The sequence below is a fragment of the Streptomyces sp. NPDC021012 genome (assembly GCF_044333355.1).
Classification (GTDB): Bacteria; Actinomycetota; Actinomycetes; order Streptomycetales; family Streptomycetaceae; genus Streptomyces.
This window is the reverse complement of the sequence record NZ_JBIRQU010000008.1, coordinates 223,646-241,293: the sequence shown is the minus strand read 5'-3', so window position 1 is coordinate 241,293 and position 17,648 is coordinate 223,646. Positions and strand designations below refer to the sequence as shown.

16 protein-coding genes and 1 tRNA gene are annotated in these 17,648 nt (G+C 72.9%); 10 read left to right on the top strand and 7 right to left on the bottom strand.

The features are described 5' to 3' along the window. The first annotated feature begins 68 nt into the window (after positions 1–68). Together ACH4TP_RS26480 and ACH4TP_RS26475 are read left to right on the top strand one after the other, a co-directional pair. Positions 69–1,724: an FAD-binding dehydrogenase gene (locus ACH4TP_RS26480; RefSeq protein ID WP_398439311.1), complete on the top strand. Its 1,656-nt coding sequence runs from the start codon at positions 69–71 to the stop codon at positions 1,722–1,724. 115 nt (positions 1,725–1,839) lie between these two features. Continuing rightward, positions 1,840–2,724, top strand: coding sequence for a TIGR03619 family F420-dependent LLM class oxidoreductase (locus tag ACH4TP_RS26475; RefSeq protein ID WP_389228499.1), 885 nt, complete (start codon positions 1,840–1,842; stop codon positions 2,722–2,724). Between the two features lie 53 nt (positions 2,725–2,777). Here ACH4TP_RS26475 and ACH4TP_RS26470 read toward each other — a convergent pair whose 3' ends face one another. Together ACH4TP_RS26470 and ACH4TP_RS26465 are read right to left on the bottom strand one after the other, a co-directional pair. Then, a complete protein-coding gene (locus tag ACH4TP_RS26470; protein ID WP_398439310.1) occupies positions 2,778–4,175 on the bottom strand; it encodes a GntP family permease in 1,398 nt (465 codons plus the stop codon). Between the two features lie 55 nt (positions 4,176–4,230). After that, entirely contained in the window at positions 4,231–4,755 is a 525-nt protein-coding gene (locus ACH4TP_RS26465; protein WP_389228493.1) for a gluconokinase, read from the bottom strand. Between the two features lie 157 nt (positions 4,756–4,912). On the opposite strand from ACH4TP_RS26465, the gene ACH4TP_RS26460 reads away from it, so the two are divergent. The 4 genes from ACH4TP_RS26460 (at position 4,913) to ACH4TP_RS26445 (ending at position 9,093) form a co-directional block, all read left to right on the top strand. Further along, positions 4,913–5,614: a FadR/GntR family transcriptional regulator gene (locus ACH4TP_RS26460; protein WP_041128413.1), complete on the top strand. Its 702-nt coding sequence runs from the start codon at positions 4,913–4,915 to the stop codon at positions 5,612–5,614. Positions 5,615–5,794: 180 nt separating this feature from the next. Continuing rightward, a complete protein-coding gene (locus tag ACH4TP_RS26455) occupies positions 5,795–7,255 on the top strand; it encodes an amino acid permease (protein ID WP_398186256.1) in 1,461 nt (486 codons plus the stop codon). Positions 7,256–7,378: 123 nt separating this feature from the next. Next, entirely contained in the window at positions 7,379–8,464 is a 1,086-nt protein-coding gene (locus ACH4TP_RS26450; RefSeq protein ID WP_389228487.1) for an S-(hydroxymethyl)mycothiol dehydrogenase, read from the top strand. Further along, positions 8,464–9,093 carry an MBL fold metallo-hydrolase gene (locus ACH4TP_RS26445; protein ID WP_398186260.1) on the top strand — a complete coding sequence of 210 codons (630 nt, stop codon included), beginning with the start codon at positions 8,464–8,466 and terminating at the stop codon, positions 9,091–9,093. Before ACH4TP_RS26450 ends, ACH4TP_RS26445 begins: the two co-directional genes overlap by 1 nt. Here ACH4TP_RS26445 and ACH4TP_RS26440 read toward each other — a convergent pair. Beyond that, entirely contained in the window at positions 9,077–10,003 is a 927-nt protein-coding gene (locus tag ACH4TP_RS26440; protein ID WP_389228481.1) for an RluA family pseudouridine synthase, read from the bottom strand. The genes ACH4TP_RS26445 and ACH4TP_RS26440 overlap by 17 nt on opposite strands. Before the next feature lie 70 nt (positions 10,004–10,073). Further along, positions 10,074–10,161: transfer RNA gene (locus ACH4TP_RS26435), tRNA-Leu, on the bottom strand. Between the two features lie 210 nt (positions 10,162–10,371). On the opposite strand from ACH4TP_RS26435, the gene ACH4TP_RS26430 reads away from it, so the two are divergent. The 3 genes from ACH4TP_RS26430 (at position 10,372) to ACH4TP_RS26420 (ending at position 13,033) form a co-directional block, all read left to right on the top strand. Continuing rightward, the gene (locus ACH4TP_RS26430; RefSeq protein ID WP_398439309.1) at positions 10,372–11,697 is read left to right on the top strand and encodes a M20/M25/M40 family metallo-hydrolase; all 1,326 of its coding nucleotides are present in this window, start codon (positions 10,372–10,374) and stop codon (positions 11,695–11,697) included. Positions 11,698–11,825: 128 nt separating this feature from the next. Beyond that, a complete protein-coding gene (gene chpH, locus ACH4TP_RS26425; RefSeq protein WP_030218232.1) occupies positions 11,826–12,059 on the top strand; it encodes a chaplin ChpH in 234 nt (77 codons plus the stop codon). A 140-nt stretch (positions 12,060–12,199) separates the two neighbouring features. Next, complete coding sequence (locus tag ACH4TP_RS26420; protein WP_398439308.1) at positions 12,200–13,033, top strand: chaplin; 834 nt, start codon at positions 12,200–12,202, stop codon at positions 13,031–13,033. A gap of 73 nt (positions 13,034–13,106) precedes the next feature. Here the strand turns inward: ACH4TP_RS26420 and ACH4TP_RS26415 are convergent, their stop codons facing one another. Continuing rightward, on the bottom strand, positions 13,107–13,295 hold the full coding sequence (locus tag ACH4TP_RS26415) for a DUF5703 family protein (protein WP_389228472.1): 189 nt from the start codon (positions 13,293–13,295) through the stop codon (positions 13,107–13,109). A 47-nt stretch (positions 13,296–13,342) separates the two neighbouring features. Here ACH4TP_RS26415 and ACH4TP_RS26410 point away from each other — a divergent pair, with 47 nt between their 5' ends. Then, complete coding sequence (locus ACH4TP_RS26410; protein WP_389228469.1) at positions 13,343–13,981, top strand: hypothetical protein; 639 nt, start codon at positions 13,343–13,345, stop codon at positions 13,979–13,981. 203 nt (positions 13,982–14,184) lie between these two features. On the opposite strand, the gene ACH4TP_RS26405 is transcribed toward ACH4TP_RS26410, so the two are convergent. Both ACH4TP_RS26405 and ACH4TP_RS26400 read right to left on the bottom strand, forming a co-directional pair. Further along, positions 14,185–16,560, bottom strand: coding sequence for a helix-hairpin-helix domain-containing protein (locus ACH4TP_RS26405; RefSeq protein ID WP_398439375.1), 2,376 nt, complete (start codon positions 16,558–16,560; stop codon positions 14,185–14,187). A 32-nt stretch (positions 16,561–16,592) separates the two neighbouring features. Continuing rightward, positions 16,593–17,570: an aldo/keto reductase gene (locus ACH4TP_RS26400; protein ID WP_389228463.1), complete on the bottom strand. Its 978-nt coding sequence runs from the start codon at positions 17,568–17,570 to the stop codon at positions 16,593–16,595. Positions 17,571–17,648: the final 78 nt, after the last annotated feature.

Here is a 17,648-nt window from a genome sequence, read left to right as displayed (position 1 = left end):
GCTCGACATTAGAAAACGGAAAGGGCGGACGGTTGACTCGATACATCCGTGTATCCAAGATGCGGTCCATGTCCTATGACGCTGACGTGATCGTGATCGGGGCGGGCCTCGCCGGGCTCGTCGCCACCGCCGAGCTGGTCGACGCCGGTCGCACGGTGATCCTTCTCGACCAGGAGCCCGAGCAGTCCCTCGGCGGTCAGGCCCACTGGTCCTTCGGCGGCCTGTTCCTCGTCGACTCGCCCGAGCAGCGCAGGATGCGCGTCAAGGACAGCCACGCCCTGGCCCTCCAGGACTGGTTCGGCACCGCGGGCTTCGACCGCGCGGAGGACCACTGGCCGAGGAGGTGGGCCGAGGCGTACGTCGACTTCGCGGCGGGCGAGAAGCGCGCCTGGCTCCACGCGCGCGGGGTGCGCTTCTTCCCCGTCGTCGGCTGGGCCGAGCGCGGCGGCTACGACGCGAACGGCCACGGCAACTCCGTACCCCGCTTCCACATCACCTGGGGCACGGGACCCGGCCTCGTCGCCCCCTTCGCGCGCAAGGTCCGCGAGGGCGCCGCCCGCGGCCTCGTCGACCTCCGCTTCCGTCACCGCGTCACCGGACTCGGCCGCACCGCCGGAGCCGTCGACACGGTCACGGGCGAGGTCCTGGCCCCCTCCACGGCCGCCCGCGGCACCGCGTCGAGCCGCGAGGCCACGGGCGCCTTCGAACTCCGGGCCCAGGCGGTGATCGTCACCTCCGGCGGCATCGGCGGCAACCACGACCTCGTCCGCGCGCAGTGGCCCGCCCGGCTCGGCACCCCGCCCGCCAAGCTCCTGTCCGGCGTCCCCGCCCACGTCGACGGGCTGATGCTCGGCATCGCCGAGAAGGCCGGCGCCCGCCACATCAACCGCGACCGCATGTGGCACTACACCGAGGGCATCGAGAACTGGAACCCCGTCTGGGCCCGCCACGGCATCCGCATCCTGCCCGGACCGTCCTCCCTCTGGCTCGACGCCACCGGCAAGCGGCTCCCCGTCCCGCTCTTCCCCGGCTTCGACACCCTGGGCACCCTCGAACACATCATGCGGACCGGCCACGACCACACCTGGTTCGTCCTCGACAAGCGCATCATCGGCAAGGAGTTCGCGCTCTCCGGCTCCGAACAGAACCCCGACCTGACCGGCAGGTCCGTCCGCGACGTCCTCGGCCGCGCCCGCGCCGACGTACCGGCCCCCGTCCAGGCCTTCATGGACCACGGCGTCGACTTCGTCGTCGAGGACGACCTCTCCGCCCTCGTCCGCGGCATGAACGCCCTCACCGGCGAACCCCTGATCGACGAGGCCGCCCTGCGCCGCGAGATCACCGCCCGCGACCGCGAGATCGCCAACCCCTTCACCAAGGACCTCCAGGTGACCGCCATCCGAGGGGCCCGCAGGTACCTGGGCGACAAGCTGATCCGTACCGCCGCCCCGCACCGCATCCTCGACCCGAAGGCGGGCCCGCTGATCGCCGTGCGCCTCAACGTCCTCACCCGCAAGTCCCTCGGCGGCCTGGAGACCGACCTCGACTCCCGCGTCCTCGCGGAGGGCGGCGAGCCCCTGGACGGCGTGTACGCGGCGGGCGAGGCGGCCGGCTTCGGCGGCGGCGGGGTCCACGGCTACCGCTCCCTCGAAGGCACCTTCCTCGGCGGCTGCCTCTTCTCGGGCCGCGCGGCGGGCCGGGCGGCGGCACGGGCGGTGGGCTGACGGCCCGAGCGGGATGTGGTGCGGGCGGTGGGCTGACGGTCCGACCGGCATGTGGTGCGGCTCACACGTCCGCCCCCTCGTGTCGCGGGCCACCCCGCCGCCCAGGATGGGGTCCATGCAGATAGGCATCGCACTGCCCCAGTACGGCACCCACGCCCGCGCCGACCGCATCGCGGCCTTCGCGCGGGACGCCGAGGACGCCGGGTTCGACTCGTTCTGGGTCGGCGACCGCGCCCTGACGCCGGTCGCCCCCAGCGACATCTATCCCGGGTACACCCGGGAGAACCCGTACCCCCACCAGTTCACGACCTTCCTCGACCCGCTGACCGTGCTCACCGTCGCCGCCGGCGCGACCCACCGCGCCCGGCTCGGCATGAGCACCCTCAACGGCCCCTGGTACCCGCCGGCCCTCCTCGCCCGCTCCCTCACCTCGCTCGACCAGGTCAGCGGCGGACGCCTCGACGTCGGTCTCGGCATCGGCTGGATGCGGGACGAGTACACCGCCGTCGGCGCCGACTTCGGCCGGCGCGGCGCCCTCCTCGACGAGCTGCTCGACGTCCTCCACGGCATCTGGACCCAGGAGGAGTTCGGCCACGAGGGGCCCCGCTGGACGATCCCGGTCTCGCGCGTCGGGCTCCGCCCCGTCCAGCCCGCCGGACCGCCCGTCTACCTCGGCGGCTTCAGCCCGGCCGCCCTGCGCCGGGTCGGGCGCCGGGCCGACGGCTGGGTCGGCGGGGTCCTGCCGCCCCAGGCGGCCCAGGGCCTGTGGGACGTGGCCCGGCGCGCCGCCGAGGAGGCGGGCCGCGACCCGGAGGCGCTGCGCCGGCAGATCCGCCACAACGTCGCCCCCGGCACCACGGCGGACGCGATCGCCGCCGTGCTCTCGGGCGTGCGCGACACCGGCGCCGACGGCTGCTTCGTGGACCTCCAGCAGTCGGTCGACTCGCCCGAGGAGGCCCTGGAGCTCGGGATCAAGGTCCTGGGTCTGCTCCGGGGCTGAACACGACGGAGGGGCCCCGGAGAACCGGGGCCCCTCCACGCGTACGAGGCCGGCTACAGCACCAGCGACAGCAGCAGCACGAACACGATGCCGACGACCGAGATGATCGTCTCCATCACCGACCAGGTCTTGATCGTCTGGCCGACGTTCATGCCGAAGTACTCCTTCACCAGCCAGAACCCGGCGTCGTTGACGTGGCTGAAGAAGAGCGAACCCGCGCCGATGGCGAGGACGAGCAGCGCCGTGTGGCTGGTCGACATGCCCTCCGCGAGCGGAGCCACGAGGCCCGCCGCCGAGATCGTCGCCACCGTGGCCGAGCCCGTCGCCAGACGGATCGCGACCGCGATCAGCCAGGCGAGCAGCAGGGCCGGGATCGACCAGTCCTTGGAGAAGTCGAGGATCATCTGGCCGACGCCGATGTCGATCAGCGTCTGCTTGAAGCCGCCGCCCGCGCCGACGATCAGCAGGATGCCGGCGATGGGGGCGAGGGACCTGTCGACGGTCGAGGACAGCCGCTCCTTGGTGAAGCCGGCCGCCCGGCCCAGGGTGAACATGCCCACTATGACGGCGGCGAGCAGCGCGATCAGCGGCGAGCCGATGACGTCGGTGACCTTCTGGACGCCGTTGGCCGGGTCGTCGACGACGATGTCGACGAGCGCCTTGACCAGCATCAGGGCGACCGGCAGCAGGATGGTCGCGACGGTGGCGCCGAAGCCGGGACGCTTCTCCAGGTCCTCCGACGGGCGCGTCGGGATCATCTTCTCCGGGGCCTGGATGTCCACCCAGCGGGCGGCGTACCGGGAGAAGACCGGACCGGCGATGATCACGGTGGGGATGGCGACGACCAGGCCGAGCGCGAGGGTCACGCCCAGGTTGGCGCCGACCGCGTCGATCGCGACGAGCGGGCCGGGGTGCGGCGGGATGAGCCCGTGCATCACGGAGAGGCCGGCGAGCGCCGGGATGCCGATCCGCATCAGGGAGTAGTTGCCGCGCTTGGCGACGAGCAGCACCACCGGGATCAGCAGCACGATGCCGACCTCGAAGAAGAGCGGCAGGCCGATCACGGAGGCGATGAGGACCATCGCCCACGGCATGGACCGCTTGCCCGCCTTCGCCAGGATCGTGTCCACGATCTGGTCGGCGCCGCCGGAGTCGGCGAGCAGCTTGCCGAGGATCGCGCCGAGCGCGATGAGCACGCCCACGCCGGCCACGGTGTTGCCGAGGCCCGTGCTGAACGACTTGATGGCGTCCGCGAGCGGCGCACCGGCGAACGCGCCGAGCGCGAGCGACCCGATGGTCAGCGCCAGGAACGCATGCATCTTGAACTTGGTGATGAGCAGGACGATGACGGCGATGCCGGCGAGCACGGCGATCCCGAGCTGGGCGTTGCCTGCCGAGGTGATCGGTTCGGCGGCGTCCGCTGCCAGGATCTCGACGCTGAGACTGGTCACGGTGGTGTCCTTCGTACGGGCAGGAAGGGTGGGGACGGGGGTACGGCGGAGAGGATCAGCCGGCCAGGCCGCGCAGGGCGGCGACGGCGCGGGCGGTGATCTCCTCCGGGGTGCCGGAGACGTCGACGGCGACGCCGGCCTCGTCGTCCTGCAGCGGCTGCAGGGTGGCGAACTGGGAGTCGAGGAGCGCGGTGGGCATGAAATGGCCCTTGCGTGCGGCCATCCGCCCCTCGATCAGCTCCCGGTCACCGGTCAGATGCAGGAAGACCACCCCGGGCGCGGCGGCACGCAGCCGGTCCCGGTAGACCCGCTTGAGCGCGGAGCTGCTCACGACCCCGCCGAGCCCGGCCCGGCCGTGCGCCCACTCCCCGATGGCGTCGAGCCACGGCTCCCGGTCCGCGTCGTCCAGCGGGACGCCGGCCGACATCTTGGCGACGTTGGCCGCCGGGTGGAAGTCGTCGCCCTCGGCGTACGGCAGGCCGAGCGCCTCCGCGACCAGCGGACCGACGGTGGTCTTGCCGGTCCCGGCGACGCCCATCACGACGACGACCGGGGGAGCGGTGAGGGGGGTGGTGCTCATGGGGGGTGCCTCGCTGTCTTCTTCGACATCGATTCGGTGAATCCGTCGCGCTCATGAAACCCATTGGGTACGACTTATTCAAGAGACTGTGACGCAAAAGTCGTACTTTTAATTCCCGGATGTGATCACGTGCGCCCGCGCGCATAGGCTGGCCGTCATGACGACACCGGCCCAGGGGCTGCACTCACACGTCCTGGCCACCCTGGGCCTCGCGATCACCGCCGGGGAGTACCCGCCGGGCACCGTGCTGCGCACCGACGAGCTCGCCCAGCGCTTCGACGTCTCCCGGACCGTGGTCCGCGAGGTCGTCCGGGTCCTGGAGTCCATGCACCTCGTCGAGTCACGCCGCCGCGTCGGCGTGACCGTGCTCCCCACGGCCAGCTGGAACGTGTACGACCCCCAGGTCATCCGCTGGCGGCTCGCCGGCGCCGACCGGCCCCGCCAGCTCCGCTCCCTCACCGTGCTCCGCTCGGCCGTCGAACCGGTCGCCGCCGGCCTGGCCGCGCTGAACGCCACCCCCGAGCAGTGCCGCGAGCTCACCGAGCAGGCCCTCGGCATGGTCGCCACCTCGCGCGGCCGGCGCCTGGAGGAGTACCTCGTCCACGACATCGCCTTCCACCGGGTCGTGCTCAACGCCTCCGGGAACGAGATGTTCGCCCGCCTCGGCGACGTCGTCGCCGAGGTGCTCACCGGCCGCACCCACCACCACGTGATGTTCGAGGACCCCGACCCGGCCGCCGTCACCCTCCACGTCCAGGTCGCCGAGGCCGTACGGGAGCGGGACGCGGCCCGCGCCGAGGAGCTCACCCGCCAGATCGCGGTCGGCGCCCTCCAGGAGCTGGACGTCCTCGCCCCGTAGTTCACACGGCTGTTACCCGCCCGTAAGCTCTGAACTAGCTCAAATAAGGGCGTTCAGTGACATGCGTCACAGTCAGCCGGGTGTCGTTGCCGTGAGGATGTGCGCTGGCCGTGCCGGGGACACCCCCCGTAGGTACGGCCGGGTACCGCACCGTCCCCCCTCACGAAGGCGAACAACTCCATGACTGACCGCGTCACCGCGGCCGAGCCGCTGTCCGCCGCTCCGGCGAACCCGGCCGCCTCCCCCCACGTCGACGCAGGCGACGCCGGATACCGCAAGGACCTCAAGTCCCGGCACATCAACATGATCGCCATCGGCGGCGCCATCGGCACCGGCCTCTTCCTCGGCGCCGGCGGCCGCATGGCCCAGGCGGGCCCGTCCCTGTTCATCGCGTACGCCGTCTGCGGCGTCTTCGCCTTCTTCGTCGTGCGCGCCCTCGGCGAGCTGGTGCTCTACCGCCCCTCCTCCGGCGCCTTCGTCTCCTACGCCCGCGAGTTCATGGGCGAGAAGGGCGCCTACACGGCCGGCTGGCTGTACTTCCTCAACTGGTCGACCACCGCCGTCGCCGACATCACCGCGGCCGCCACCTACGCCCACTTCTGGGCCATGTTCAGCGACATCCCGCAGTGGATCCTCGCCCTGATCGCCCTCGCGGTCGTCCTCACCGCCAACCTCATCTCGGTGAAGTACTTCGGTGAGATGGAGTTCTGGTTCGCGATCATCAAGGTCGCCGCCCTGGTCGCCTTCATGCTCGTCGGCATCTTCCTCGTCGTCACCCAGCACGACGTCGGCGGCCACACCCCCGGCCTCGCCAACATCACCGACAACGGCGGCATCTTCCCCAACGGCATGATGCCGATGCTGCTCCTCATCCAGGGCGTCGTCTTCGCCTACGCCTCCGTCGAGCTCTGCGGCGTCGCCGCCGGCGAGACCGAGAACCCCGAGAAGATCATGCCGAGGGCGATCAACTCGATCATGTGGCGCGTGGGCCTCTTCTACGTCGGCTCCGTCGTCCTGCTCGCGCTGATCCTCCCGTACACCGCCTACTCCGGTGACCAGAGCCCCTTCGTCACCGTCTTCGACAAGCTGGGCATCCCCGGCGCCGCCGGCGTGATGAACCTCGTCGTCCTCACCGCCGCCCTCTCCAGCCTCAACTCGGGCCTCTACTCCACCGGCCGCATCCTGCGCTCCATGTCGCTCTCCGGCTCCGCGCCCAAGTTCACCGGCGTCATGAACAAGGGCGGCGTCCCCTACGGCGGCATCCTGCTCACCGCCGGCTTCGGCGTCGCCGGCGTCGCCCTCAACTACGTCATGCCCGGCGAGGCCTTCGAGCTGGTCCTCAACTTCGCCTCCCTCGGCATCATCGGCACCTGGGCCATGATCATGATCTGCTCGCTGCTCTTCGTGCGCAGCGCCAAGCAGGGCAAGGTCGCCCGCCCCGGCTACCAGCTGCCCTGGGCCCCGTACACCCAGATCGTCACCCTCGGCTTCCTCGCGGCCGTCCTCGTCCTGATGTGGATGGACGGCGGCATCAGCCGCACCACCGTGAACTGCCTGCCGCTCATCGCGGCCGCGCTCACCGGCGGCTGGTTCCTGGTCCGCCGCCGGGTCCGCGCGACCGCCGCGGCCCACCAGGACTGAGACTCCCCCCACGGGAGAAGGAGGGTCCCCCGCAGGCACGGCCTGCGGGGGACTCGCCTTTTGTCAGGAGATAGTGGTACGCAAGAGCCTTACAAGATCCGGTCGGAGAAAAGGAAGTTCGCGATGCCGCAGCACGTCCAGGGGGTCATCGCCCCCGGCAAGAACGAGCCGGTACGGGTCGAGACGATCGTCATCCCCGACCCCGGCCCCGGCGAGGCCGTCGTGAAGATCCAGGCCTGCGGCGTCTGCCACACCGATCTGCACTACAAGCAGGGCGCGATCAACGACGAGTTCCCCTTCCTGCTCGGCCACGAGGCCGCCGGAATCGTCGAGTCCGTCGGCGAGGGCGTCACCGACGTCGCCCCCGGCGACTTCGTGATCCTCAACTGGCGCGCCGTCTGCGGCACCTGCCGCGCCTGCACCCGCGGCCGCCCCTGGTACTGCTTCGCCACCCACAACGCCAAGCAGAAGATGACCCTCCTCGACGGCACGGAGCTCTCCCCGGCCCTCGGAATCGGCGCCTTCGCCGAGAAGACCCTCGTCGCCTCCGGCCAGTGCACCAAGGTCGACCCGGCCGTCGCCCCCGAGGTCGCGGGCCTCCTCGGCTGCGGCGTGATGGCCGGCATCGGCGCCGCCATCAACACCGGGAACGTCGGCCGCGGCGACACCGTCGCCGTCATCGGCTGCGGCGGCGTCGGCGACGCGGCCGTCGTCGGCTCCCGCCTCGCCGGAGCCGCGAAGATCATCGCCGTCGACATCGACGACCGGAAGCTGGCCAAGGCGAAGGAGATGGGCGCCACCCACACCGTCAACTCCCGCACCGCCGACGCCGTCGAGGCGATCCGCGAGCTCACCGGCGGCTTCGGCGCCGACGTCGTCATCGAGGCCGTCGGCCGCCCGGAGACGTACGAGCAGGCCTTCTACGCCCGCGACCTCGCCGGCACCGTCGTCCTCGTCGGCGTGCCCAGCCCCGAGATGAAGCTCGAACTCCCGCTCCTCGACGTCTTCGGCCGCGGCGGCTCGCTCAAGTCCTCCTGGTACGGGGACTGCCTGCCGTCCCGCGACTTCCCGATGCTCATCGACCTGCACCAGCAGGGCCGCATCGACCTCGCCGCCTTCGTCACCGAGACCATCGGCCTCGGCGACGTCGAGAAGGCCTTCGCCCGCATGCACGAGGGCGACGTCCTGCGCTCGGTGGTGGTCCTCTGATGGCCGCCCGCATCGACCACGTCGTCACCTCCGGCACCTTCAGCCTCGACGGCGGCACCTGGGACGTCGACAACAACGTCTGGATCGTCGGCGACGACGAAGAGGCCATCGTCATCGACGCCGCCCACGACGCCGGCGCCATCCTCGCCGCGCTCGACGGCCGCGCCCTGCGCGCCATCGTCTGCACCCACGCCCACGACGACCACATCGACGCCGCCCCGGCCCTCGCGGCCGCCACCGGCGCCCGGATCCTGCTCCACCCGGCCGACCAGCCGCTGTGGAAGCTCACCCACCCCGACCACAGCCCCGACGGCGAACTCGCCGACGGCCAGGTCCTCACCATCGCCGGCACGGACCTCACGGTCCTCCACACCCCCGGGCACGCCCCCGGAGCGGTCTCCCTGTACGCCCCCGACCTGGGCACCGTCTTCACCGGCGACACCCTCTTCCAGGGCGGCCCCGGGGCGACGGGCCGGTCCTACTCGGACTTCCCGACGATCGTCGACTCGATCCGCGAGAAGCTCCTGACCCTGCCCCCGGAGACGGTCGTCCGCACCGGCCACGGCGACACCACCGCCATCGGCGCCGAGGCCCCGCACCTGGAGGAATGGATCAAGCGGGGCCACTGAGCCGCAGCCGGCTCTCGAACCTCCTGGCCGCACCCGTGAACGGGTCGGTGAACTCCAGCGTCCGCGCGAGCAGTCGCAGCGGACGCGAGAAGTCCTCCGGCCCGTCCTCACGGACCACCGGATAGACGGGATCGCCGAGGATCGGCAGCCCCAGCCGGTTCATGTGCACCCGCAGCTGATGGGTCCGCCCGGTGACCGGCAGCAGCCGGTACCGCCCGAGCCCTCCCGCGTGCCCGAGCAGCTCGATCCGGCTCTCGGCGTTCGGCTCGCCCGGCACCTCCCGGGCGGCCATCACCCCGCGCTCCTTCTCGATCCGGCTCCGCACGGTCACCGGCAGCTCCACCGCCGGGTCGTACGGCGCCACCGCCTCGTACTCCTTGCGCACGGCCCGGTCCCGGAACAGCGTCTGGTACGCCCCCCGGTCCTCCTCCCGTACGACGAACAGCACGAGCCCCGCGGTCAGCCGGTCGAGCCGGTGCGCGGGCTGGAGGCGCGGCAGCCCCAGGTCGCGCCGCAGCCGGGCGAGCGCGGTCTCCGTCACGTGCCGCCCCCGCGGCATCGTGGCGAGGAAGTGCGGCTTGTCCACGACCACGATCCGCTCGTCGCGGTGCACGACCCCGATCCCGAAGGGCACCGGCGTCTCGGCGGGAAAGTCCCGGTGGAACCAGAGGTACCGCCCCGCGGCGTACGGCTCGTCCCCGCCGACCGGACCGTCGACCCCGACGAACCGCCCCTCCCGCAGCATCCCCTCGACCCGCCCGGCCCCGACGGCCGCCCCGTACCGGCCGAGCAGGTACGCGCCGACGGTCGCCCAGACCCCCTCGGGGTCCTCCGGCAGCCGCACCCGCACGGGATCGATCCCGTTCCGCTGGGGGAGGGGCGAAGAGGGGCCCTTGGATCTGCGTCGCACCGGTCCTACCGCCGTGATTTCTTCCGCGTCGACAAAAAGGAAGGACCCCACGATATGTGGGGTCCTTCGCTGGTGTCCGAGGGGGGACTTGAACCCCCACGCCCGATAAAGGGCACTAGCACCTCAAGCTAGCGCGTCTGCCATTCCGCCACCCGGACAAGGTGTCTGTCTTTCCGGCCGCTGGGCCGTTCCGACGAAGAGAACAATAGCAAAGATCTGAGGGGGTCGATCACCACCCCCGTTCGGCCCCCGGCATGTGACAGCGGCGTGTCGGCCCCCGCGGCGCCCTTGGGTGCCGAGGGGGCCGAGGGGGAGGATGGGGGCGACCGGCAGTCATCACGTGGGGTTACGCAGTGGGAGGAAGCAGCGTGAGCGAGTCGAGCACGACCAGGACCGTCAGCGGCGAGGACGAGGTGGTCGACCTCTGTCGCGACCTCATCCGCATCGACACCAGCAACTACGGCGACCACTCCGGCCCGGGGGAGCGGGCGGCGGCCGAGTACGTCGCGGAGAAGCTCGCGGAGGTCGGACTCGACCCGAAGATCATCGAGTCGCACAAGGGGCGGGCCTCCACCGTCGCCCGCATCGAGGGCGAGGACCCGTCGAAGCCGGCCCTCCTCATCCACGGCCACACCGACGTCGTCCCGGCCAACGCCGAGGACTGGACCCACCACCCCTTCTCGGGCGAGGTCGCCGACGGCTGCGTCTGGGGCCGCGGGGCCGTCGACATGAAGGACATGGACGCGATGACCCTCGCGGTCGTCCGGGACCGGCTGCGCAGCGGCCGCAAGCCCCCGCGCGACATCGTCCTCGCCTTCCTCGCCGACGAGGAGGCGGGCGGCACCTACGGCGCCCGGCACCTGGTCGACAAGCACCGCGACCTCTTCGACGGGGTCACGGAGGCGATCGGCGAGGTCGGCGGCTTCTCCTTCACCGTCAACGAGAACCTGCGGCTCTACCTGGTCGAGACGGCCCAGAAGGGCATGCACTGGATGCGGCTGACCGTCGAGGGCACGGCGGGCCACGGCTCGATGACCAACAACGACAACGCCATCACGGAGCTCTGCGAGGCCGTGGGCCGCCTCGGCCGCCACCAGTGGCCGGTACGGGTCACCAAGACCGTCCGCTCCTTCCTGGACGAGCTCTCGGACGCCCTGGGCACCCCGCTCGACCCCGAGGACATGGACGGCACCCTCGCCAAGCTCGGCGGCATCGCCAAGATGGTCGGCGCCACCCTCCGCAACTCGGCCGCCCCGACCATGCTCGGCGCCGGCTACAAGGTGAACGTGATCCCCGGCCAGGCCACGGCGCACGTCGACGGCCGCTTCCTGCCCGGCTACGAGCAGGAGTTCCTCGCCGACCTCGACCGGATCCTCGGCCCCCGCGTGAAGCGCGAGGACGTGCACGGCGACAAGGCCCTGGAGACCAGCTTCGACGGTGCCCTGGTCGACGCCATGCAGCTGGCGCTGCGCGCCGAGGACCCGATCGCCCGCGCCGTGCCGTACATGCTCTCCGGCGGCACCGACGCCAAGTCCTTCGACGACCTCGGCATCCGCTGCTTCGGCTTCGCCCCGCTCCAGCTGCCGCCGGAGCTCGACTTCGCCGGCATGTTCCACGGCGTGGACGAGCGGGTCCCGGTGGACGGCCTCAAGTTCGGCGTCCGCGTCCTGGACCGCTTCCTCGACGCCTGCTGAATTCGTCCGTGCGTTTGCACGTGACCGGAAAGAGTGAATGAACAGGGGCGCTCGTAGCCCCCACCATTCCCCCTCGTTACAGGTGGTGCGGTCCGCGGCTGGGGCCGCATTGCCAACTAGGAGGAATAATGATCAAGAAGGTCGTCGCTGCTGCGGCTGCCACCGGCGGTCTGGTTCTCGCGGGTGCGGGCATGGCCGTTGCCGACGCGGGTGCCCAGGGTGCCGCCATCGGTTCCCCCGGCGTGCTCTCGGGCAACGTCGTCCAGGTGCCGGTTCACGTCCCCGTGAACCTGTGCGGCAACACGGTCTCCGTGATCGGCCTGCTGAACCCCGCCTTCGGCAACACCTGCGTCAACGCCTGACGTTGAGCCTCGCCCCGTGAGGGTGTGAGCCGGTCCGGCCCCGGAGTGCGTGCCATGCACTCCGGGGCCGGTGGCCATTTCCGCCCCGGGCCCACCGCCCGGTGGCACTCTTTCGAAGCCGAGCAGGCAGGGAACAAGCTATGCGACAGGTCACGCGCAAGGGCCTTATCACCGTCGTGGCCGCCGGAGGCGTTTTCGCCGCCGTCGGCGGCGGATATGCGCACGCCGATTCCGGCGCGTACGGTACGGCCACGAATTCCCCGGGCGTCGCGTCCGGCAATTCCGTCCAGGTCCCGGTGCACGTACCGGTGAACGCCTGCGGAAACACCGTCAATGTCGTCGGACTGCTCAATCCGGCCTTTGGCAACAAGTGCGCCAACACCTCACCGTCCGGCGGCGGCTCCTCCGCCGGCGGGCACACCGCCCACTCCCCGGGCGTGGGCTCCGGCAACAACGTCCAGGTACCGATCGACGTGCCCGTGAACGCCTGCGGGAACAACGTCACCGGCGTCGGCCTGGGCAACGCGGTCACCGGCAACGACTGCGGGAACGGCGGCGGGGACACGGGGTACGGGGAGGAGGGGCCGGGCACGCCCGGCACGCCCGGTACTCCGGGGACCCCTGGTACTCCCGGCACTCCTGGTACTCCGGGTACGCCCGGTACTCCGGGGACCCCCGGTACTCCGGGCACGCCCGGCACCCCGGGGACCCCTGGGACGCCCGGCACCCCCGGTACTCCTGGCACCCCGGGTACGCCCGGTACTCCGGGGACTCCTGGGACCCCCGGTACGCCTGGTACTCCCGGCCACGAGGGTGGGTCGAACACTCCCGGTACCCAGATCGTCACCCCGCCGCGCGCCGTCGAGGAGCTCGCCGAGACCGGCGCCGGTCCGCTCGGTGTGATCCTCCCCGCGGGCGCCGGGATGCTGCTCGCCGGCTCGCTGATCTACCGCCGGACCCGCCGCGCCGCCTGATCCCCTGGCACGGTACGCACCACGCAGAGGGGCCCCGCACACCGCGGGGCCCCTTGTCGTTGTCCGGTTCTCGCTACCAGGTCGCCCGGACCTGGCGGATGATGCGCCGCTTCAGCCGCACTCTGCGGCTACCGTCCCGGTGCAGGCTCAGACGGTCCAACTCCCAGTGTCCGTACTCGGCATGGTCGGTCAGGAGCCGCGTGGTCTCCTTGCGGGAGACGCCGCGCGGCACGTACACGTCGACAAATTCGTATTCCGGCATCGCATCTATTGTGCGGGCACGGGCCCGGTACGGATAGCGTCTGTTCCATGTCTGATGCTGCGCAGCCCACCGCTGCCGAGGTACGTGCCGCCGCCGAGGCGGTCAAGACCGCACTGGACCGTCACCTCGCGGCGGTCGAACGCCGCACGGGAGACGACGACACGGCCGTCTACGAAGCCTTCAACGCCCTCGCCACGGCGGCCGAGGCGTACGACGAGATCCTCTACGACCGCTACGACGAGGTCACCCCCTTCGAGATCCCGGGAGCCGACGGCAACCTGCCGCCGTACGCCGGACCTGACGAACCCCACGCCCTCAGCCTGCTGATCCGACGCGACTACGCCGTGGCGGAACCGCAACGCCTGCTCGCCCAGGCCCGCCGCGTCGCCGAGCTCGACGACGAGGCGGACGAGGAGGTGGCGGCCAGGGCCGGCGCCTCGCCGCTCGCCGCCCTCGGCGTGCTCTTCGGCGAGTACGAACCCGACGAGATCGCCTCCCGGCACAAGGAGTTCGGCCTGGAGGAGGGCGACTCCACGCTCTGGGTCACCGCCGCGGAGGACCTCCCGGAACCGGGGGAGTGGCTGGGCGCGCCCTTCGACCACGTCGACCCCGAGCGGATCGTCTGCCGCTTCGACGTCAGCTCCGTCTTCGACGAGGAGGACGAGGACGCGCCCGTGGAAGCCTGACGCGACGCCTGCCGGATCGGGGGAGGGCCGGGACACCGAGTGCGGTGTCCCGGCCCTCCCGTCGTTCTCGTGACCGCCCGGGCCGGTGGCACCCGGTACTGCGGCTCGCCGGATCCCCCGGGCCCCGCGGACCCGGGGAGACCCCGTGCACCGGGCGCCGCGGGGCCTGTCGGACGGCCCGGCCCCGGCCCGCCCGGAGAGGCCTACGCCTCCTCGGCGGCCAGCAGGCCCTCCAGGAGCGGCCGCAGGCGCGTCGTGCGCTCCGGGGCCACCCCCTCGGCCACCGCGCGGGCCAGCGCCTGGTCCACGCCGTGCACGACCGACAGGTGCCGCTCCGCGCGGCCGAAGGCCGTGTACACCCACGCCCGGCTCAGGCCTCCCGCGGCGTCCCCGGGCAGCACCACGACCACCGCGGGCCAGCGCGCCCCGGCCGCCTGGTGCGCGGTGAGCGCCCAGCCGTGCCGCAGGGCCGACTCCACCCGCTCCCTCGGTACGTGGAGCTCGCCGTCCCCGCAGCGGAGCCACAGGCCCTCGGCGTCGGCCGAGAGGACCGTGCCCGTCACCGTGCGCCCCGGCACGGGCGCGTACGCCACCCGGTCCCCGGGGTCGTAGCCCCCGAACCGGCCCGGTCCGGGGTTGAGCCGCTGCTTGAGGGCGGCGTTCAGCGCGCGCGTACCGGCCGAGCCGCCGTGGCCGACCGTGACGACCTGCGTCTGCTCGGACGGCACCCCGATCGCCCGGGGCACCGAGTCCGCCACCAGCTGGACCGTACGGTGCACGGCCTCGCCCGCGTCCCGCACCGGGACGATCACGACCTCCTTGCCGGGGGCCTCGACCTGGTTCAGCTCGCCGACGCCGATGCCCGACACCAGCTCGCCGAGCGGCCCCGGGTCCGGGACGCGCGAGGCGACCCTCGGGCACACCCGGGCCGCGAGCACGTCCGCGAGGACCCGACCGGCGCCCGGCGCGCCGAGCACCTCCGGGTCACCGCTCAGCACCAGACGGCACCCGTCCGGGAGCGACTCCACGAGCATCGCGCCGGTCTCCACGTCCAGCTGCGGCGCGTCGAGGACCACGAGCAGGTCGAGGGCGAAGGCGCCGTCCTCGTCCCGGCCGGGACCCGCCGTCCCGGACAGCAGGGCGGCGACCGTCACCGCGTCCGCCCCGGCGGCGCGGCGCCCGCCCTCCGCGTGGACGGCCACGAGGGTGCGCAGCCCGCGCTCCCGGGCCGCCGCGGCGAGCGCCACCGGCTCGGCGCGGGAGGCCTCGCCGCCCGTGTGCAGGACGAGGCCGTGCGCCCCGGCGGCGCGCTCCAGCTCGCCGCCCTCCCAGACGTCGGCCTTCGCCGTCCTGACCAGCCGGGCGAGCCCCTCCGCGAGGCTCTCCTCCGCCAGCGCGTACCGGTCGAGCCCGAGCAGCGCGGGCGCGGCGGGCGCGGGCGTCTCCGCCTCGGCGCCCTCGTCGCCGTCGGGCTCCTCGGCCGCTTCCTCCTCCTGGAAGAGGAGGACCGCGCCCTCGGAGACCGCCGTCTCGACCGCCTGCTCCAGGTCGGGCACCGCGTGCCCGGCGAGTCCGGCGCGCACGGCCTGGACCTCCAGGGCCGTGTGCCCCTGGAGGGCGGCCCGCTCCAGGAGCCACACGGTCAGGGCGACCGCGCGGCGCGGGTCGCCGGGGCCGCACGCGGGGCCGAGCAGCGCCCGCGCGAAACCGTCGGCCTGCTCCGGCCGGACCCCGGACACCGCGAGCAGCTGCCACGGGTCCTCGCGCAGCACCTCGGCCGCGCCCTCGCCGAGCGCGGCGGCGACCTGACCGGCCAGCGCCTCGGGGGCGCCGCCCGCGGCGAGGACCTCGCGGACGGCGGCCGTGGTGCCGGGGGCCGGAGCCGCGGGCCGCTCCGGTGCGGGGGGCCGCACGGTCGTCGCCGGGGCCGCCTCGGCGGCGCGGCGGCGCGGCGCGGGCTCGGGCGCCGCCTCGTAGAACGCGCTGCCCGAGGCGGCACCGCCCTCCACGGCCCGGACGGCGGCGAGGAGGTCGGCCGCGGTGCCGCTCAACTTGGCACCGCTCGCCACGGGACCGCTCTTCTCGGCCTTCCGCGCCTCGATCTTCGCCCGCAGCTCCCGCTGCGCCGCGAGCTCGGCCTGCGCGTCACTCAACTCGGGCGCGTCACCGCCGTCGGCGGCCCCGGCCTTCTCGGCGGCCTCCGGATCGGCGGCCTCGGCCCCGGCGGCCGTCTCCGGCTCCCCGGCCGACCCGGCCGCGACGGCGCCCGTTCCCACCCCGGCGGCGGGCTCCTCGGCGGGAGCCGGCTTCTCGCCCACGTCCGGGACTTCGTCCGTCCCGGGCCCGTCGGCGGACTCCTCGGCGGAGCCCGGTCCCTCGGCGGAGGCCGCTTCCTCGGCCGCCCCCGGCTCGTCGGCCGCCCCCGGCTCCTCGGCCGTTTCCGGCTCCTCGGCCGTTTCCGAGCCGTCGGCCGGTTCCCCGGCCGCCTCCGGCGCGTCGCCGGCCGTCCCCGGCCCGGTGGCCGGCGCGTCGGGCGCCGGGGCCTCGGGGGTCTCCCGTAGGTCCTCGGCAGGGGTCACGGCCTCGGGCGCGGTCTCCCCGGAAGGCTCGGTCACAAGGTGCTCCAGTCGTGATCCGGATAGCGGTGCACGGGCGCCGACACATCGTCCAGCGCCCGACAGATCTCGTCAGGAAGACTAAGGGCCTCCACTGACAACGCGGCCGTGAGCTGGCGCGCCGTGCGCGCGCCGACGATCGGGGCCGTCACTCCGGGGCGGTCGCGGACCCAGGCGAGGGCGACGTGGAGCGGGGTCGTCGCGAGACCGTCCGCCGCCGTCGCCACCGCGTCCACGATCCGGCTCGCCGCGTCGTCCAGGTAAGGCTCCACGAAGGGCGCCATCGTCTCCGAGGCGCCCCGCGAGTCCGACGGCGTGCCGCTGCGGTACTTGCCCGTCAGGACCCCGCGGCCGAGCGGGGAGGAGGGCAGCAGGCCTATGCCGAGGTCCATCGCGGCGGGCAGCACCTCCCGCTCGATGCCCCGCTGGAGCAGCGAGTACTCCAGCTGGGCCCCCGCGAGCCGGGTCCGGTCGCCGCCGAGCTGCCAGGTGCCCGCCTTGGCGAGCTGCCAGCCGCAGAAGTTCGACACGCCCGCGTACCGCGCCCGGCCGCTGCGCACCGCGATGTCCAGGGCCTGGAGCGACTCCTCCAGGGGCGTGTACGGGTCGAAGGCGTGCAGCTGCCACAGGTCCACGTGGTCCGTGCCGAGCCGGGCCAGGGAGGCGTCGAGCGCGGCGAGCAGGTGCCCCCGCGAGCCGTCCGTGCGCCGGTCGGGGTCCGGGACGCTGCCCGCCTTGGTGGACAGGACGAGGTCCTGCCGGGGCACCAGGCGCTCCATCAGCCGCCCGAGCAGGTACTCCGCCTCGCCCCCTCCGTACACGTCGGCGGTGTCCACGAGCGTGCCGCCCGCGTCCCAGAACGCCTTCAACTGCTCGGCGGCGTCGTGCTCGTCGGTGTCCCGGCCCCACGTGAGGGTGCCGAGTCCGATGCGCGACACACGCAGGCCGGTACGTCCGAGATGCCTCTGCTCCATGGGCGCGAGAGTACTGGCCAGGGCACCACGCGGAGAGAGCCTGTGGACAACCGTGTCCTGACGGATGGCCCACGCGCG

Bases quoted from the DNA above. Each gene is read 5' to 3' on its own strand.
- ACH4TP_RS26400 (WP_389228463.1), bottom strand. From the start codon at position 17,570: ATGGAGCAGAGGCATCTCGGACGTACCGGCCTGCGTGTGTCGCGCATC.
- ACH4TP_RS26420 (WP_398439308.1), top strand. From the start codon at position 12,200: ATGCGACAGGTCACGCGCAAGGGCCTTATCACCGTCGTGGCCGCCGGA.
- ACH4TP_RS26450 (WP_389228487.1), top strand. From the start codon at position 7,379: ATGCCGCAGCACGTCCAGGGGGTCATCGCCCCCGGCAAGAACGAGCCG.
- ACH4TP_RS26445 (WP_398186260.1), top strand. From the start codon at position 8,464: ATGGCCGCCCGCATCGACCACGTCGTCACCTCCGGCACCTTCAGCCTC.
- chpH (WP_030218232.1), top strand. From the start codon at position 11,826: ATGATCAAGAAGGTCGTCGCTGCTGCGGCTGCCACCGGCGGTCTGGTT.
- ACH4TP_RS26455 (WP_398186256.1), top strand. From the start codon at position 5,795: ATGACTGACCGCGTCACCGCGGCCGAGCCGCTGTCCGCCGCTCCGGCG.
- ACH4TP_RS26410 (WP_389228469.1), top strand. From the start codon at position 13,343: ATGTCTGATGCTGCGCAGCCCACCGCTGCCGAGGTACGTGCCGCCGCC.
- ACH4TP_RS26415 (WP_389228472.1), bottom strand. From the start codon at position 13,295: ATGCCGGAATACGAATTTGTCGACGTGTACGTGCCGCGCGGCGTCTCC.
- ACH4TP_RS26465 (WP_389228493.1), bottom strand. From the start codon at position 4,755: ATGAGCACCACCCCCCTCACCGCTCCCCCGGTCGTCGTCGTGATGGGC.
- ACH4TP_RS26480 (WP_398439311.1), top strand. From the start codon at position 69: ATGTCCTATGACGCTGACGTGATCGTGATCGGGGCGGGCCTCGCCGGG.
- ACH4TP_RS26475 (WP_389228499.1), top strand. From the start codon at position 1,840: ATGCAGATAGGCATCGCACTGCCCCAGTACGGCACCCACGCCCGCGCC.
- ACH4TP_RS26460 (WP_041128413.1), top strand. From the start codon at position 4,913: ATGACGACACCGGCCCAGGGGCTGCACTCACACGTCCTGGCCACCCTG.